General features: G+C 50.7%; 10 protein-coding genes. 1 reads left to right on the plus strand and 9 read right to left on the minus strand.

All coding sequences use genetic code 11. The features are described from left to right. Positions 1–211 precede the first annotated feature (211 nt). On the plus strand, positions 212–943 hold the full coding sequence (bshB1, locus tag RIC19_RS08310) for a bacillithiol biosynthesis deacetylase BshB1 (RefSeq protein ID WP_350177840.1): 732 nt from the start codon (positions 212–214) through the stop codon (positions 941–943). A gap of 8 nt (positions 944–951) precedes the next feature. On the opposite strand, the gene RIC19_RS08315 is transcribed toward bshB1, so the two are convergent. The 9 genes from RIC19_RS08315 to RIC19_RS08355 all read right to left on the minus strand — a co-directional run bounded on the left by RIC19_RS08315 (position 952) and on the right by RIC19_RS08355 (position 16,743). Beyond that, entirely contained in the window at positions 952–2,256 is a 1,305-nt protein-coding gene (locus RIC19_RS08315; protein WP_350177841.1) for an ATP-binding protein, read from the minus strand. Between the two features lie 127 nt (positions 2,257–2,383). After that, the gene (locus RIC19_RS08320; RefSeq protein WP_350177842.1) at positions 2,384–2,791 is read right to left on the minus strand and encodes a hypothetical protein; all 408 of its coding nucleotides are present in this window, start codon (positions 2,789–2,791) and stop codon (positions 2,384–2,386) included. Further along, positions 2,766–3,905: a THUMP domain-containing class I SAM-dependent RNA methyltransferase gene (locus RIC19_RS08325; RefSeq protein WP_350177843.1), complete on the minus strand. Its 1,140-nt coding sequence runs from the start codon at positions 3,903–3,905 to the stop codon at positions 2,766–2,768. The genes RIC19_RS08320 and RIC19_RS08325 overlap by 26 nt, the downstream gene beginning before the upstream one ends. An 87-nt stretch (positions 3,906–3,992) precedes the next feature. Beyond that, entirely contained in the window at positions 3,993–4,529 is a 537-nt protein-coding gene (locus RIC19_RS08330) for a hypothetical protein (RefSeq protein WP_350177844.1), read from the minus strand. 66 nt (positions 4,530–4,595) lie between these two features. After that, complete coding sequence (locus RIC19_RS08335; protein ID WP_350177845.1) at positions 4,596–5,270, minus strand: hypothetical protein; 675 nt, start codon at positions 5,268–5,270, stop codon at positions 4,596–4,598. Next, positions 5,267–6,256 (minus strand): hypothetical protein, encoded by a 990-nt coding sequence (locus RIC19_RS08340; RefSeq protein WP_350177846.1) that lies wholly within the window; start codon positions 6,254–6,256, stop codon positions 5,267–5,269. Before RIC19_RS08340 ends, RIC19_RS08335 begins: the two co-directional genes overlap by 4 nt. A 306-nt stretch (positions 6,257–6,562) precedes the next feature. Continuing rightward, positions 6,563–8,197, minus strand: coding sequence for an acyl-CoA carboxylase subunit beta (locus tag RIC19_RS08345; RefSeq protein WP_350177847.1), 1,635 nt, complete (start codon positions 8,195–8,197; stop codon positions 6,563–6,565). Positions 8,198–8,231: 34 nt separating this feature from the next. Then, entirely contained in the window at positions 8,232–9,656 is a 1,425-nt protein-coding gene (locus RIC19_RS08350) for a Do family serine endopeptidase (protein ID WP_350177848.1), read from the minus strand. A gap of 193 nt (positions 9,657–9,849) precedes the next feature. Continuing rightward, on the minus strand, positions 9,850–16,743 hold the full coding sequence (locus tag RIC19_RS08355) for a T9SS type A sorting domain-containing protein (RefSeq protein WP_350177849.1): 6,894 nt from the start codon (positions 16,741–16,743) through the stop codon (positions 9,850–9,852). Between the last annotated feature and the right edge of the window lie 602 nt (positions 16,744–17,345).

Genomic DNA, 17,345 nt, shown 5'->3' on the forward strand with positions numbered 1-17,345 from the left:
TTGGAGCGAACGCAGCCAAATTTTGTTCTGATCAAGGCGTGATGAGGGAACATAGCCTTAGCTACGTGACCGAAGAACAACGAAGAGCAGGACAAAATTTGGCAAGAGCAGCCCGAAGTGTAAAATCCCAACACGCTCTTAGAACCCTTCAGAGATACAGCTGTTCTCCTTTTTTTATCCACACAATTATGCACTTCATATTTAAGCTTTCATGAAAGTAGATATCCTTGCCATTGGCGTACACCCTGACGATGTGGAACTGAGCTGTAGCGGCACTCTGCTGCGTCATATCGATCAGGGGAAAACAGTAGGGCTCCTTGACCTTACCCGCGGGGAACTGGGCACAAGAGGGACCGCAGAAATCAGGGATCAGGAAGCCGCAGACGCTGCTCGGCTTTTAGGGGCTGCATTTAGGAAGAACCTGGAAATGGAGGATGGTTTCTTCGCCCATAACCCGGAAAATATCAAGAAAATCATCGGCGCTATCCGGGAGCATCAACCGGAAATTATCCTTTGTAATGCCGTAGAAGACCGGCACCCCGACCATGGCAGAGCGGCTAAGCTCACTGCGGACGCCTGCTTTTATTCCGGGTTGGTCAAGATTCCTACTTATGATGGAGATGGGAACGCTCACGAACGCTGGCGCCCCAAAGCGGTCTACCACTACATACAGGATTACAACCTGAAACCTGATTTTGTAATGGATATTTCCGGCTACATGGAACGCAAGCTGGAGCTGGTGAAAGCTTTCCGTTCGCAGTTTTATGTTCCGGAGGCCAAAGAATATGAGCAAGAGCTGAGCTCTCCGATTTCTTCAAAAAGCTTTATGGATTTCCTGAAGGCTAAAGCTTCGACCTATGGCCGGCCCGCTGGTTTTGATTTCGCGGAAGGTTTTGTAGTACCCCGTACGCCCGGTATTCAGGACTTATTCCTCCTATCCTGAGCGCTGGCCTAATCCCGTTTGTCAGCTGGCAGGGAGAAATAGAAGGTAGCGCCCTTTCCTTCCTCTCCTTCTCCCCAAAAACGGCCGCCATGAAGTTCTACAATTTGCTTCACGATCGCCAACCCAATGCCTGTACCCTCAAAATCGTGAGCAGAGTGCAGCCGTTTGAAAGGACGCCCAAGGTCTTGGGCAAACTTTTGAGGAAAGCCGGCCCCATTATCTTTGACAAAGATGATTTTCTCGTCCCGGTCGCGGAAGCCACCTACCTCAATGACCGGTCGTTCCTTCTTTTGGGAGTACTTCACTGCGTTGGAAAGCAGGTTATTAAAAACATGCCAGATCAAACCTTCGTCCCCGGATATTTGCCCGGTCAATTCATTTCTGAACTCGACCTCAGTGCCCTCTTTCAGATCCGCACTAAGCTCGTCCCACACTCTTTCCACAACCTGGCTCACCGCAACATCATACCGCTCAAGATCTGTTTTCCCGATTCGGTTCAACAGCGTAAGCCCGTCAATAATTTCCTGTATTTTATCATGATTCTGCTTAATCAAATCAAAAAGGTCGTGCACCCCCTCCTTCACCTCCGGCGACAGGCGTCGTTCTATCAATTGGGCAAAAGACTGCGCCCGGCGCAGAGCGCCTTTTAAATCGTGCGTAATCGCAAAGTTGAAGCCTACCAAATTGGCATTTACATCTTCGAGCTCTTCACGCTGCCGCGCAATCCGTGCCTCTTTCTCTTCCAGAGTATAGAGATAGGTTGCTTTCTCTTTTTCCTGCCGGTTTTGTGCCCGCAATACTAAAATGGAGAAAACACAAAGGATAAGAATGGAAACGGGCCATCCGGCGTTGACAATATCATTGGAGAGGACCAGGATTGTAAATACGATGGTCAGAACCCCTGTGCCCCACATGACAATCGACCGGCTCCCCTGCGCAACCAATGTATTGATCGCAAGAACCGTCAGGGTGCCGGTTGTCACTGCAAACAGTTGTTCCATACCATAGCTGGGGTTGATAAACACAAAGGTGGAAATGCCAAGCATCATGATTAGGTAGGTGAGCAGCGTAACACCATGAAAAATGATCACCTGCTTTGGCGTGGGCTTAAAGAGCAGACTTCCTAAAAAGAACGCAGCTCCCAAAAAACCAAGTCCCCGCCATAACAAGGTCCCCTCAATGCCCAATTCGTTTTGATCCGTATAATAAAAGAAAGGCAAAACCAGGAATGCGGCTATCGCCGTAAACACACCGTACCAGCGTGTTCTTTTCCCCTGTTCACTTAAAAACCTGGACTGGTGAGCTTTATTCATCTTTTGTGTTGGGTTTCTTGCACAACGGCCAGTGCTGGTTACTAGTCCAAATGATGGGTAGCTTTTCCAGGCTTGGAGTCCTTGGTTTTCCTGAGCTCCTACGCCTAATTATTTCCGGAATAATTCACTAGTAATTATGCAGACTTTTTCCTTCCAGCTTTTGCACATAGTGGTATTCCCCCAATCTGAATTTCACAGGGAACTGAACAGATTGTTCAATGCGATATTCCCACTTACAAATTATTCCTAAGTGCTTGAAAGCGTGGGCAGGATCTGTTTTGATAATCGATTGTTGGAATCGCTCATTCTCAGCAGGCAATGATACGGGCATAATAAACCAGTATCGAAGTGGAAATAAACCAGGGCTTACTTCCTTGTTGTTTGTTGAACTAAGCAGTTCAGAATGAACACTGTATTTTTCAATACTGAGAGCTTGTCCGGCAATTGTATTACTATACAATACAGTAAACGTGATAAATATAAGGGATATTTTTACAAAAAACCTTACTCTATAGTTCTTTATTTTGACTGCCATCGTACAATTCATATTTTACAAACCGGCATTCTAATGCTCCGTTAAACAGGGGGATCTTTTTCGAAGTCTTCAGCCCTACCCGCTTAAAGCCTTCCTTGCTGGAAGAGATGATCCAGGCTTCAAATCCCGAAAAGCGTTGCTTAAGCTGATCACCAATCATTTCATAAAATGCGCCAATATCTGCTTCTGATAACCGCTCATCGTAGGGCGGGTTCATAAGAATGGTGCCTGATTCTACGGCTGGCGTTAACTTTTCAAACTTCTTTCTCTGGACTTCAATCGTATCTTCCAGCCCCGCAGCCATGGCGTTTTGTTCGGTTAGGCGAAACGCTTTGAAGTCTTTATCAGATCCCAAAATAGGAACAGGGGATTTTCGCACACGTTGCTGGGCATCCTCCAGCAATTTAGCCCAAAGCACTTCGTCAAAGTCAGGCCACCGCTTAAACCCAAAATGCTCCCGGTTGAGCTGAGGTGCCCGGCGCGTTGCAATAAGGCCCGCTTCAATGAGGAGCGTACCCGAACCGCACATCGGGTCCATCAACGGGCGGTCGGCGTCCCAACCTGATAGCAATACCATTCCGGCAGCCAGTACTTCATTAATCGGTGCCTCTACAGAGGATATGCGGTAGCCGCGCTTGTGCAGCGAATCGTCAGAGCTATCCAGTGCGATCGTACATTCGTCATTGTAGATGTGCACGTTGATCCGGAGTCGCGGAGCAAACACGTTCACGTTGGGGCGGCGTCCTGTAGCATCCCGAAACTGGTCTACAATAGCATCTTTGGTCTTCAAGGCTACATACTTCGAATGCGTAAATAACCTGGAATTCGTCACCCCGTCAACGGCTAAGGTATCATTCACCTTCATATGCTGGCTCCAGTCTATGGTACGGACCAGTTTATAGAGCTCGTCTTCCGTTTTGACTTTCCCCTGATGAATGGGTTTCAGGATGCGCAGTGCGGTACGCAGCTCAAGGTTGGCCCGGTACATCAGGGCCTGATCTCCGTCAAACGCTACCGCCCGGTTGAGGGGTTCTATATTCTGTGCGCCCAGGTCTTCCAGCTCCTGGGTCAAAACCGGCTCCAGGCCAGCAAGTGTTTTAGCAATTAATCGCATAATGACTTTTCCTTCGGTTTAGTCTGATGGCTAAATCATTTTGGCAGATTCAGCTGAGGCGAACAAGGTAGAAACTTTTGAGCACTATTACCTGGACAAGCGCTCCAGACGGATCATCAGGTGGCCAAAACCACGTCCATAGAGCCAAGTCGTATGGTACTTACTGATGGGCGCATACATCTCTACATCTACCCGGTCCTTAACGACTGGGTAGTGCTCCAGGTCTTCCAGCAGCCGGTGGACCAAAGCGTACCGCACACTCAGAGCACTATGGTCAACAGCCAAAACCAGGCGCATATCGGGCTGCACCTCCAGCAAGCTAAGCAGGTGCTCCAGGACATATTGATCTATGGTGAGCCTTGGCGAAATGAGGTCTGGCCCCAGCTTGCGCAGCAACTCTTCCAGGTTAGCCCCTGCCCGATCTACCGCAACACCGGACGCCCGGACAGGTGCCTCCTGACTTTGAAGCGTTGTGGCCCGTTCCAGTTCAGAAGGCGCAGACGAGCTTTCCTCTAGTGAGGATACCCTGTCCCGCTGTTGGTGCACGGGCGGCCCTTTTGTGCCATTAGACTGGGCATTGAGCATGAGCGGAAAGCAAAAGAACAACAGGTACAGGTACTTCATAAGCTATAGTGCGTTGGTGAACCACTGAGTGTCTTCTCAAAATACGATTTTTTTTAATGCCTTGCCCTACTTTTTATACTGATAAAGGTCGTCACCGGACTCCGCCATACTACAAGGCACTATAGGAGAGCAATGGTCGATCAGTAAGTTACCGTTGTAGGGCAATACTTCATTACCTCCGAAATAGTGGTACGCTTCCAGATAAAGATAATCGTAAGTATCCCCGGGCTGCAGCTTCAAATCATACGTCTTCCATACTTCGTGATCAATCGGCAGGGTTTCTTTGAGCAGCTCCATCCCCTTGCCATTTGTCTTGCCGGCCCAGACGCGCAGCACACAAGGCTTATTGAAATTAGCCCTTTGCCTGGTTAGCGGACTCACACTGACGTAATCCGGGCACCGCATCAACTTTACCGACATGAAGTAGCAGGTATCCGCCTGCAAAGGCTTATCTAATGGCTGACCGATGCATTCCCAGGTTTCATCATCGCGGACGACCATACCCACATAGGTTTGCCCATCCGCGGCCTTGGTGTTGACAGCGAAGTCTCCTGACGGCTGAATATCCGTCGGCGAATAACCTTCAAAGCCTTCATCTTTCCATCCTGTAGGTGCGCGGCTATGCCGGGGGGTATCTTCAAAAGAAGGGTTCTTTAAGTGAATGATATTGATGTTTTGAGCGGAAAGCGTTGCGGTAAATCCCAAAGAGGCACAAAACAGGAGCATACGGCAGTGTGTCATTTTACTTTAATTTTCAGCAGTGAATTTCCAATCCATTGTTGACCACGCCCCTTCTTCCGCTTTACGCGATACCGGTGTGCCGGCACTTGTGCCACTGCCATAGCCCGATGTATAGCAAACACAATACGGTCACTGGCACTGGGGTGGAGCGCGAATACCACCCGGCGTTCCGGCAGTCGGGCCACCCAGCGGGCTACTGCAAAAAGGGCAGCATTTATTTGAACCAACGGGCCAACCCGGCGCTGTAGCAAGCCGATGCTGAACGCCTGTTCCTCCCGGGGCAATTTATTCAGTAAGGCTTCTATTGCTACTGAGCTACTTCCGATTGCTACAACAGCAACCCTATCGGGCTTCACGAGTAGCGTACGGGAATGCGCCTCTACGGGCACTATAGGCGACAAGCCGTCAAGCAGCATGCTGCCATGCCAGTTGCCGACAGCCGTATCTGGTTGCTCTACCCGAATTTGCAAACGCTCCACCGGTACTTCCACCTGAAGCCATAGGGTATAAGCCTGCCAGGCCGTATCCTGAACCAGCGCAGAGCGGCCCAGCAGTTGGGCAGCAGCACAGGGCTTCGTGTTGCCATATACTGTAAGGTGCAGGGGGCGGTCGTATTGCACCCACCGGTCTACCGGCACTGAGTAGCTATAGTACTGATCAGACCGGGCGGCGTAAAAATCCAGGCGGTACCTACCCGGCAACAACGGTTGTGAAAGCACCTGCTCTATGCTCTCCATGGAGCCATCCGCACGGGCAACCATCCCAAGATAGGTTTTCCCATCGGCAGGCGGCTTGGTCACGTTGAATATATTATCCGGGTGAATATCAGGGGGAGAGTGGTGGTTTGCGCCACAAAGGTACCAGCCATAAGGCATTTTGGAGCGCCTGGGCGTATCCTCAAAGGAAGGATTTTGAAAGTATACAACAGACTGGCCAGTCAACCAACTGGCCCAACAACAACAAATAAGGAGCGCACATCGGTGCATCGTCTGCCGGATTTTAAAAGAGATGCCCTAAGATAAAGATTCCGCTACATCGCGCACTTCCCAAGCCCTGCAAATATGGCAATCCAAACCAGACCCTTAATCAAAAAAAATAGAAAACCTGCGATCCCTACTCTCTTGAGCCACAGTTTCAACCGATTCTCACGCTCCATCATTGCTTTGTTCATTCTAGTTTCAGAACATTCAAAGTGGATTTTGGTTTTAGGGGGCCATCAATGCAGGGGGGCCACCGGCACAGGAAGGCAGGTGTGCCCGGGAGCCCCCTGCACTTCGCGTGGCGCAAAAAAATCAGGTTTGCAAGACCCCAGGATTGAAGCGCTCTACCTCTGCATTGCTCGCCGCTTCGATCCCCATTGAGATCACTTTGCGGGTTTCCAGCGGGTCTATGATGGCGTCTACCCACAGGCGGGCGGCGGCGTAATAAGGTGTGGTCTGCTCGTCATAACTGGCCTGTATACGGTTCAGCAGTTCTTCCTGTTCCTGAGTGCTTGGTGCTTCGCCTTTGGCCTTCATCGAAGCTACTTGTATCTGCATCAGCACCTTGGCCGCCTGCGAACCACCCATGACCGCAATTTTGGCACTCGGCCAGGCTACGATCAATCTTGGGTCATAAGCCTTCCCGCACATAGCGTAATTGCCGGCTCCATAAGAGTTGCCCATCACAATACTAAACTTAGGCACCGTGGAATTGGAAACAGCGTTTACCATTTTGGCACCGTCCTTGATGATCCCACCATGTTCTGAGCGTGTGCCAACCATAAAGCCGGTCACATCGTGTAAAAAGACCAGCGGTATTTTCTTTTGGTTGCAGTTCATGATGAAACGGGCGGCTTTATCTGCGGAATCGGAATAGATGACGCCGCCAAACTGCATTTCCCCTTTCTTGTTCTTCACTACCTCCCGGTTATTGGCTACAATACCAACCGACCAGCCGTCGATGCGGGCATAGGCACAAAGGATGGTCTTACCGTAGCCATTTTTGTAGTAAGTCAGCTTGGAGTCGTCAACCAGCCGTTTGAGAATTTCAGTGGTTTTGTAAGGCTTGGCATTGCCTTCAGGGAAGAGGCTGTAGATTTCATCCGGTTCCTCCTTTGGTGGCAGAGGCTCCGCCCGGTCAAAGCCTGCTTTCGGGAAGTGCCCGATCTTGTCCACCAGGTCGCGGATGGTCTCCAGACAGGTTTCATCATCCGGCATCTTGTAGTCCGTGACGCCGGAGATTTCGCTTTGGGTAGTGGCCCCGCCCAGCGTTTCGGTATCTACATCCTCTCCAATGGCCGCTTTAACGAGGTAAGGCCCGGCCAGGAATATAGAGCCGGTACCTTCAACGATCAGCGCTTCGTCAGACATAATAGGCAGGTAGGCACCGCCCGCCACACAACTGCCCATGATGGCAGCAATCTGAGGGATGCCCATACTCGACATGCGGGCATTATTGCGGAAGATCCGGCCAAAATGTTCTTTATCGGGAAAGATTTCATCCTGCATCGGCAGGTACACACCCGCACTATCTACGAGGTAGATGATCGGCAGGCGGTTCTCCATCGCGATTTCCTGAGCACGCAGGTTCTTTTTGCCCGTGATGGGGAACCAGGCTCCCGCTTTGACCGTCGCGTCATTTGCGACAATCACGCACTGCCGGCCACTTACATAACCTATACCGACCACCACGCCGCCTGCGGGGCAACCGCCGTGGTCTTTGTACATTTCATAACCGGCAAAAGCTCCGATTTCCAGAAAATCCCGATCTTTATCAATCAATCGCTCGATGCGTTCCCGAGCAGTCATTTTGCCTTTTTTGTGCAGCTTTTCGATTTTGCGCTCTCCCCCACCTTTGTAAACTTTTTCGAGGCGGTGCTGCATTCGGGAGAGCAGCAGTTTCATTGCATCTTCGTTTTTACTCTTGTCAATGTCGATTTTGGCCATATTTGGTTAGTGGTTTTTTTAGACAAGTTTCCTATCAATCCAGTGGGAAGGCATAGTAGTACTCACCAGAGTAGCCTTCGTAAATCCCCTCCAGCATGATCTTTCCGGAAGCATGCTCCAGGTAGCTGACCAGGTCCTCTACTTCATCTACCGGGCGGTTGTCAATTTTGGTAATGACGAAGCCGGGGTCCATATTCGTACGCTCTACCCGGCTGCCCCGGTAGATACTGATGACCTTCACGCCATCAACATCCAGGCGGCGGCGTTCTTCCCGGGTCAGTTCCCGCAACTCGAACCCCAGATCCAGCAAAACATCCTCATTCTTCGCAGTTACGAGGGCCGTGCTGTTGCTTTTGTTTTTGAGAATGACCTTTATATTCTGCGGAGTGCCGTCACGGATGATGTCGATATTCACGGCATTACCTGGCCGGTAACGCCCCAGTTGTTCCTGCATTTCCGGCAGGGTTTTAGTCTTTACGCCATTCACGCCAATAATCACATCGCCTTTCTTCAGCCCTGCATCGTCGGCACCGCTATCAGGTGTCACCCGGTTGATATACACGCCTTCCACTGCTTTGAGGTGGAGGCGCTTGGCCATCTCGTTGGTCATTTCATCAATGAAGACCCCCAGAATGCCCCGCTGCACGACCCCGTAGTCCCGGAGGTCACGCACCACTTTCCGGACCAGATTGATCGGTACGGCAAAGGAGTAGCCTTCATAACGGCCCGAGCGGGTTATGATCGCCGTATTGATGCCGATGAGTTCCCCATTGGTATTAACGAGAGCGCCACCGCTGTTGCCCGGGTTGACCGCAGCATCAGTTTGAATGAAAGACTCAATGCGGTCCTGCCCTTCCAGAATATCAATGCTCCGCCCCTTCGCACTCACGATACCGGAGGTAACCGTAGATTCAAGATTGAAAGGGTTGCCAATCGCCAGTACCCACTCTCCTACCCGGAGAGAATCAGAATTGCCAAACTCTAAAGCCGGCAGGTCTTTTGCATTAACCTTGATGAGGGCAAGATCGGTAGAGGGGTCTGTACCAATCAGTTCTGCACGGTACTCCCGCTTATCATTGAGTGTGACTTCTATCTCATCACTATCTTCAATCACATGGTTGTTGGTAACGATGTAGCCGTCATCAGAAATTATGACGCCGGAACCGGAAGCCGAACCGACAGAGGCGCTTCCCCACAGGTCAAAGCCCCCGCCGCCCTGTATGGTCTTGATGTTTACCACAGCCGGGATGACGGCTCCTGCCGCCTCGGAGAAATCGGTTGGCGAAGCAGATAAAAACAAACGCTGTTTACTGACATCCAGTGGGTCAAAATTGGTATACCGGGCAGAAACCGTTTCTCTGATAATCACTTCCTTTGGAGGGTCAACATAACGATATGCCAGAATAGCCAGTACAGCGCTGAGCAGGGAGCTGATGGCAACGAGAAGGTACTGCTTCATAGGATATAAAAGTTGTGAATACGGATTTTCCGTTCCTTAATAACGAATCTCTAATGTACTAAATTTTTCAGAGGCCCGGGATAATAAAAAGCGGGCACCCGGCTTGAAGTTGCCGAATGCCCGCTTGGTTTACAGAACAGAAGTTGTGCCTCTATCCAGATTATTAGCGTTTATGAACGTAAATTCATAAGCTCTATTCTACAATGACCATCTTTTTGGTTGCGGAGTAGCTACCTGCAGTCACTGTATAGGAAACCACACCGGCAGCAGCCAGGTCAGCGGCCTTCACCGTGATCTGATTGTAGCCTTTAGCGCTCTCCTGACGGTATACCTTCAGTACTTTGCCCGTCACATCACTGATGGTAACGGTCGCTTGTGCTGCCTCAGGCAGTTTAAAGCCGATCACCGTCTCACCATTGAATGGGTTGGGCTGGTTTTGGTACAGCTCGAAGCCTGCGCCCGCTACAGTACCGTTGCCAAACTCAATCGCTACCTCCCGGAAGCTGCCGTCCTTGCCATAAGCTTCTGCCTTGGTTACGGCGGAGCTTACGCCCAGTACTTCGCTCAGCATCGCGTCGCTGTTCGCGCGCAATACCAGAGTGAACAGCTCAGCGCCCGTTGGCGCCTTTGCTGAAGCCTCAGACGCCCAGTTCCAGCTGGTAGTGATTTTGCCTTCCCCGGCATAAACCAGGCCGAAGTTCGCTTCGGTAACGATACCGCTCACGATGTCGATCAGTTCCACCGCATCGGTCAGGGTAAGCGTTGCCTGATAGCCTTCAATCGCTGCCAGTTCAGCGGCGGTGAAGTTCAAACGGTACTCATTGCCCGCTTTCAGTTCCTGCTCTGCGGTCTGCAATGCAAAGGTGCCTTCATAGCTACGCTCATCAATACCGGTAAAGTTCGTAGGGGCTGCATCGCCGCTTACATCGCCGATCTTAACCGCTACAAAGTTGGCGTTGCTGATCCCACCAGCAGGCAAATCATTGAAGTTGATCACTTCGGGGAACTGCTCTGCCCATGGATTAGAAGGGTTCGGGAAGACATAGCTCGCTTCCACAAAACGCCAGCTGGTATTGTCTGTAAATTCAGTGGTGATAGACAGGATCAACTTCCGGAGCTGAATCAGGTCTAGTGTCGTTACCGTACCTGACTTGTTCACATCGGCAGCAATCTGCTGATAAGGCGAATCCAGTGGATCCACACCCAGAATATGCTTGCTGATGAGCACGAGGTCGAAAGTAGAAACGCCGTTCAGGTCGTCGCCGTCCCGCTGAGGCGTAACGGTATAGTCCAGTCCGGGCTGCAAGCCGGTAAAGCTGTAGAGGCCATCTGCTTGTGTCATCATCAGATCAGACATTTGACCGGACAGGCTGACCGACACTTCTTCTACTGCTTCTTCCTGCTCCGTGCTAATCGCACCAGCAGCCATCGGCGAAGCGTCTCCGCAAACCCCCATATTGTCTTGTACAAGGATGTAGGTTTCGCAGAAGTCGCCATTGCCTACGGCATCATAAGCCCAGATTTCAACGACGAGCGTACCCTCATCATCACAAGTCAGTACCAGGCCCGTCTGATCAGGATCATTAGGCTCCCCGGCACGGTTAATAGAGTACTTAATCGGCTCAGAACAATCGGTGATTGCAGAAGCTACGAAGTCGCTCGCCCAGATTTCGGCCATCCCTGCACCCGGGTCTGGCAGGTTATCTCCATTCTCATCTACCGGCATCAGCTCAATCGCAATACCGTTGATACAGACAGGAGCTGGCGCCTTGCAGTCAATAACGCTGAATGGCAGTACGGCAAGATCTGAATTACCACAACCATCCTTCACGCGTACCTCAAAGGAGTGTGCTCCAATCGGGAAAGTCCCGGTGATGGTGAAGTTTGGATACGTACCGGACAATACACTGTTGAGTGGTGTCAGTACGCCGTTATTGAAGGCATTCAGGAAAATGTCGATATCCAAATCATTAGGCGTACAGTCTTCCTCAATGGTAAATGGATAAACCACGGTGGCGTCGCAGTCTACATTATCCAGTGAACAGAACGGAGAAGCCGGAGTGAAACTCACTTCTGGCGCAATATCATCGTATACCTTGATGATCTGCGTGTACTGATAGAAGCCAGTCTCATCGTATTCAAAGTCGTAGTAGTCGTTGGACGTACCACAGAAGTTGATACCAGGTACGTTGTTGTCAGGCGACTCGTCAGTGTCTTCATCAAAGTAGATTTTACCATTGGGACGTGCCAGCAGCCAGACGCATTCATCACCAGGTGTGCCATTGCAGTCCTCATCGCGGCCTACGATATAAGGTGCGCTTTCGCCGTCGTACTGGCACCAGTTGATCACCTTCCAGGTACGGAAGATCTTGTAGCACTCGTTGCCAGAAGCAGAGAAGGTCTCATCAGAGCTGGAAATAGCAAGCAGGTCACAGCCAATTTCGTTGTAAATCACACTATCTGGCTCAGCTATCCCGCACTGTGCTTCTGCATCTTTGGGGAACTTGATCTCGTAATTGTGCACCTCATTGACCGTAATGACCTGTACGCAGCTATTGGTGCTGTTGCGGCCATTCACATCCGTCACACGGAAAATACGCGTGATAGAACCAAAGCCACAGTCCAGGTTATTGTTGGCCGCCACTTGTTGCGCACTTGCGATACCGCAGTTATCAGCACCTGTAGCCATACCGAAGAGGTCCTCCAATTGATCAGCATCGGTAGCATCAAAGCCATAGGGCAAGTCATCACAGTCGATAACGACGTTGTCCGGTGCATCGCAGAATGGGTTGATCTTATCTTCGGGCGTAACACTCAGCCAGCAAGAGTTCTGATTGCCGTACTGATCTGTCACTACCAGGGTAATGTCAGAAGTGATGCCTATATCACAGCAGAAGAAGTCGACATAGTTACCGGTTACGCTGTTTTGCGTACCGCAAGTGTTGGTGATGGGGTTGAAGTTGTTGCGGAACACCTGAATGGTCACATCGCCACAGTTATCCCAGGAACCTTCATCTACATCGTGTGCAAAGATACGGGCACCGGCTGGCTGGCCCGGCATGATATTACCACCGCCAATGCTCACGTTCAGCTGATCGTCGCAAATCGCGATAGGCTCAATCTGATCCACCACCTCAAATGGGCAGTACAGCTCCGTCTCATTGCCACAGTCGTCTTCAGCTACATAGCGGAAGTAGTGGCTGCCAAATGGAATGCTGCCTACAAAGCGGCTGGCACCGGGCTGAATGGTACGAACCACCACGGTATCAATCTCAATACCCGCAAACAAGCCATACTGGTTGAAGATACTGTCTTCTACTTCCGTCACGATCTCTGTGTAAATGCTGACTTCGGAACAGTTATCCGAGATATTCGCAGGCATAGGGACTGCGAATGCAGCCGTGCAGGAAAACGGGCTGGAAGAGTAAACCAGTGGAGTGCCTGCCGGGCAGGAAATCTGCGGTGCAGTGAAGTCGCCCACCTTAATCAGCTGATTAACCTCCAGGCTGTTGCCTGGGTCACACCAGTCAAAGATGGTCCACTCACGGCGGAACTTAAAGCGGCCGTTGCACTCATCTACTGCTGGCAAATCATCAAAGGACGCACCAATATTGCAGTAGGAAGGTGCAATATCATAGATACCAAAAGCGGTGAAGATAAATGGATAGCCGGTAAGCTCCGGGCTTGGATTGCCATCAGCTAAGGTCGGATAGTCCTCGTCGCATTCGATTGCTACCGTAAAGGAAGGCAGGTTGACGTCATCCAGCGTAGGCTTACGGAAGGTAATTTGTTGCTGGCAGGCATCCGTGCGGCCATTATCGTCTCTTGCCGTGAACGTCCGGGTAATCACCACATCACCGCAGTCTCCACTGAAAGTGAAATCATCGGTGGCTGTGATGTCCACATCGTTATCGCAGTTATCCGTAGCCGAAGGTGCGCCAACGATTCCGTAAGTCCCTTCAATGAACGCAGTTTGCTGTGCGACACTACCTGCATCTCCTCCGTAAATAAAGTCGAAGTCATCACAGAATAGTGGTGCGGTCAGCGTCTCTGCCGTGCTTGGCAGTGCCGAGAATAAGGTATCATACTGAATGGTCCAGTCTGGCAGCGTGGTCTGTGCGTAATTCCAGGCACCAATCAAGCCATTGCCATCACTAAAGATGGTATGCTCGTAGCTGCCGGTCACGTCAGCGCCAAAGCTGGATACTAGGACATAGTACGTTTCGTAAGCCCGCAGTGGCAAAGTAACCCGTACCTGAGGATCAAATACGCCACCAATAGGCCCGGCGTTGCCCAGGATATTGTCATCGGCTGCGTAGAGGATGTTTTCGCAGGGGCTGTTCGGATTGAAGCTGCCCTGGTACAGTGCCGTGAAACCGTCGCCCCATGAAGTATTCAGGTAGATCGTATAGATATCATCAGTACTCACCTGAAACTCAATGATGTCATAGTAGTGATCGCCCGCAGTTGGCCCTACTGCATCAAGGAAGCAAGAGTAATTGGCCAGTTCCAGTTGCGCATCCGTGGTAGTCAGCTGACCTTGCAGCTTTTGCACGGAAGTGCTGAATATCGCCTCATCCGTATCGTCCGGGCAGGTAATAACCGGAGCCGTCTTATCTTCCGCCGTTACATATCCCCAGCAATTGGCAAAGCCTGCCACATTCGGACCGGAAATGTCATAGATAAACTGTCCGTCACCATCCACGACATTACCGTTGGAAGGGTTGAGGTCGTTTACAATCGTAATGGTGAAGTCTGCTTCCGTCAAACAGCCGAAGTTGCCTTCGAGGACCATATCTGCTGTGATGACACGAGCGCAGTTGTCATTGAGAGTAACGATGATATTGTCGTTACAAGCCAGGTTGGTGGCTGGCGCTGCGGCTTGGGCCGCATTAATTGCGAAGGTCTCTGTACGGCTGTTACCGGATCCATCTTCTGCGACAATAGTTACGATAAATGGCCCCTGGTTTGCAGGTGCGGTCACAACGTACGTATTACCCGTAGAGGGTACGATCGTTGCACTGCCCGAAACGCTAACATCTGGGACCACCGCTCCTTCGCAATCGTCAATAGCTGATACCTGGAACGTGACCTCCGCATTTGCGGGGCCGCAGGGATCAAGCGTTACGTTGATGTTTTGAGAAGGATACACGATAATAGGCGCAGCGTTGTCAGGCTGATCTGTTACGACAAACTGTGCTGTACCCTCAGATGAGTCGCCTGCACCGTCGGTATAGCTCGCTACGAGTGTGTAAGTGCCTGCCGGAATGCCCGCCAGGTTCCAAACGTATAAACCGCTCAGCGGGTCAGATGCGCCCGGGTCAATAGCGGGAGCTGATGCACCGTTAAGCGTAAAGGTAGCTCCGGAAAGATCCGTGTCGCAATCGTCGGTAATTTGCACCTGGAAGCTCAGGTTCGCTCCATCTGTACAAATCGGCTCTAGAAAACTGAGGTTGCCCGGCATCTTGATGTTGGCCGCCTGATTGGCGTCCTGAATCACATCTACGACGTGGTCTACGGTTACACCATCGTAAGTAAACGCCACCAGATAAGTACCCGGAGTCAGATTTCCGGTTGCCTCAAAGTAAGCGAAGCCATCTTCTGTGTCAGTATAGGTAATGGTAAGCGGTGCACCAGAAACCGAAATGGCACCAGTCAGATCATCCTCAGCTGAGATGTTGCAATCGTAAATATTGCCGGATAGTATAGCAAAGGTGGTTGACTCGCAAGCTGGTATATGGAATTGCCCGTTGCCTGAAATATCCACAATAGCTTCCGGGCTGTTGGCCTGTGTGACAGTGATACTAAAGCTATAAACCGTTGCATTTCCGCTGTAGTCTGTTGCGGTATAGCTGATGTTGTAAGTGCCTGCTGCGAATACACTGCCCGACGCGGGGCCTGCCGTTTGCTGGAGGTTGGTTTGTGTATCACAATCATCATTCACGGCGATCGTCCAGTTTACGGGGACACCTTCGTTCTGGCAAGCCGGGATTTCCACGTTCATATTACCAGGCCCATACACTTCCGGGGCACGGCTGTCATTCACAGTGAGGACGTAATCCAGCACTTCTGAGTTGCCATTGCCATCCGTAGCGGTGATGGTCAGGGTGTTTTCGCCTACTGCCAGGAAGAGATCAATAATATAAGCTGCATCCGGAGCAATCTGTGCAAAGGATACCGTAGGAGCCGCACCCGGATTCGGGTTAGTCAGCGTGACTTCAAAATCAAGCTCTGACGGGCTTTCGCAGTTATCCGAGGGCAGTACTGACCATTGCAGTTGTACACCACATTCTCCTTCCGGCGGATCATAAGAAAAGCTTACGCCCGGGTTGACAGGAACACCCCCTGAACCGGTAACTTCTACTTCCGGCGCAGTATTATCGAATGCCGCGAGGGTCACTTGGGCAGACTGGCTTCCCACACAGCTGGCCTGAAGGGTACAATCGCCCTCATCTACCAGCTCCAGTGCAACAATATAGGTGGTGCCGTCTCCTGTCGTGCCAGGCAGGCTGAAGGAGATCGTTTCACCCGAGGCCACGCCATTCTGACGATCGACCTCGCTTCCTGCTGAACTTACAACCACGTTGTAAGTCGCATTGCAATCCGAAACGTTGTCATCGGCAACATCATTTACGACAACATCAAAGCTGCCGTCATCGCCACCACACTCCGGGTTCACTACATTGGATATCTGAATTTCCGGTAACTCGTTTTGGATAAGACCGCCATCAATCTGCCCTGTAGCAGAGGAGACATTTGAAGCGCCACAGTTAGCTGTAATGGCATAGTTGTAAGTAACCCCCGGAGACAAGGTCCCACCCACAATGGTGAGTTGAGTATTTGTCATATTCACGAAGTCTACAACTGGCTGATTGCCATTCTCAATATCTACCGTATAGGTATTGGCTTCATTGGAGCCATCCCAGTCAAGGGTAACGGCGCCATTACAATCATACCCCACCGTTACATTGGCAGGGGCTGGGCATTGCCCGTACAGCTTTCCAGTCCATCCTGCCAGCAGCATTACTGCGAAGGCTAAACCTGTAGCCCGGATTAAGAAAGGGTTTGTCAAAGTCATAATGTTCATAGGATTACGATTTGTGTTAATGGAATTATGTTCAATAAAGGATTTACCATGACGGCCCCACTACACCTTCAGAGGGGTAATAGGGTACTTTGATATAGCCTCCTATATATACCAGAGTATATCGCAGGAGCTATACCTTTCGTTTAATTCGTGAATGTTACTTACTGAAGGGGTTAAGAACTGTGGGTCTGATACTACAGACACAGATAACTATGTCTCGTTATCTGTGAGGTGCATATCGATAAGTTGTTATGGCAGGTCTGTAAAGGAATGTAAAAGGGGTAGAGCTTGTACTTTTTTTCGGTTTGTAATTGTACCGATTTGTAGGTTGTGAGTTCAAATAACGGATATTTATTTCAATTATGCAATACCTGCTATCATAAACCTGTCTAAATGTAGCCGCTTAATCAAATTATTTTTCACCTCATACACATCGCTCTTTCAGTCATTGCCTTAGCCTGTAAAAACAGAAAGGCCGGGCACCCTTTCGGATGCCCGGCCCTCCGGTCTTGCTCCCCGTGAGCCCGCGCTTACGCGGGGCTCAGGGGCGCGTTTATCTCAAAGAGACGATTACTTAATGATAACCATCTTCTTCGTTGCTG

The organism is Phaeodactylibacter sp. (genome assembly GCF_040219495.1).
In the GTDB taxonomy this organism is placed as follows: domain Bacteria; phylum Bacteroidota; class Bacteroidia; order Chitinophagales; family Saprospiraceae; genus Phaeodactylibacter.

Excerpts from the sequence above, each read along its gene's own strand:
- RIC19_RS08340 (WP_350177846.1), bottom strand. The coding sequence starts at position 6,256 with ATGCACCGATGTGCGCTCCTTATTTGTTGTTGTTGGGCCAGTTGGTTG.
- RIC19_RS08315 (WP_350177841.1), bottom strand. The coding sequence starts at position 2,256 with ATGAATAAAGCTCACCAGTCCAGGTTTTTAAGTGAACAGGGGAAAAGA.
- bshB1 (WP_350177840.1), top strand. The coding sequence starts at position 212 with ATGAAAGTAGATATCCTTGCCATTGGCGTACACCCTGACGATGTGGAA.
- RIC19_RS08345 (WP_350177847.1), bottom strand. The coding sequence starts at position 8,197 with ATGGCCAAAATCGACATTGACAAGAGTAAAAACGAAGATGCAATGAAA.
- RIC19_RS08330 (WP_350177844.1), bottom strand. The coding sequence starts at position 4,529 with ATGAAGTACCTGTACCTGTTGTTCTTTTGCTTTCCGCTCATGCTCAAT.
- RIC19_RS08350 (WP_350177848.1), bottom strand. The coding sequence starts at position 9,656 with ATGAAGCAGTACCTTCTCGTTGCCATCAGCTCCCTGCTCAGCGCTGTA.
- RIC19_RS08320 (WP_350177842.1), bottom strand. The coding sequence starts at position 2,791 with ATGGCAGTCAAAATAAAGAACTATAGAGTAAGGTTTTTTGTAAAAATA.
- RIC19_RS08335 (WP_350177845.1), bottom strand. The coding sequence starts at position 5,270 with ATGACACACTGCCGTATGCTCCTGTTTTGTGCCTCTTTGGGATTTACC.
- RIC19_RS08325 (WP_350177843.1), bottom strand. The coding sequence starts at position 3,905 with ATGCGATTAATTGCTAAAACACTTGCTGGCCTGGAGCCGGTTTTGACC.
- RIC19_RS08355 (WP_350177849.1), bottom strand. The coding sequence starts at position 16,743 with ATGAACATTATGACTTTGACAAACCCTTTCTTAATCCGGGCTACAGGT.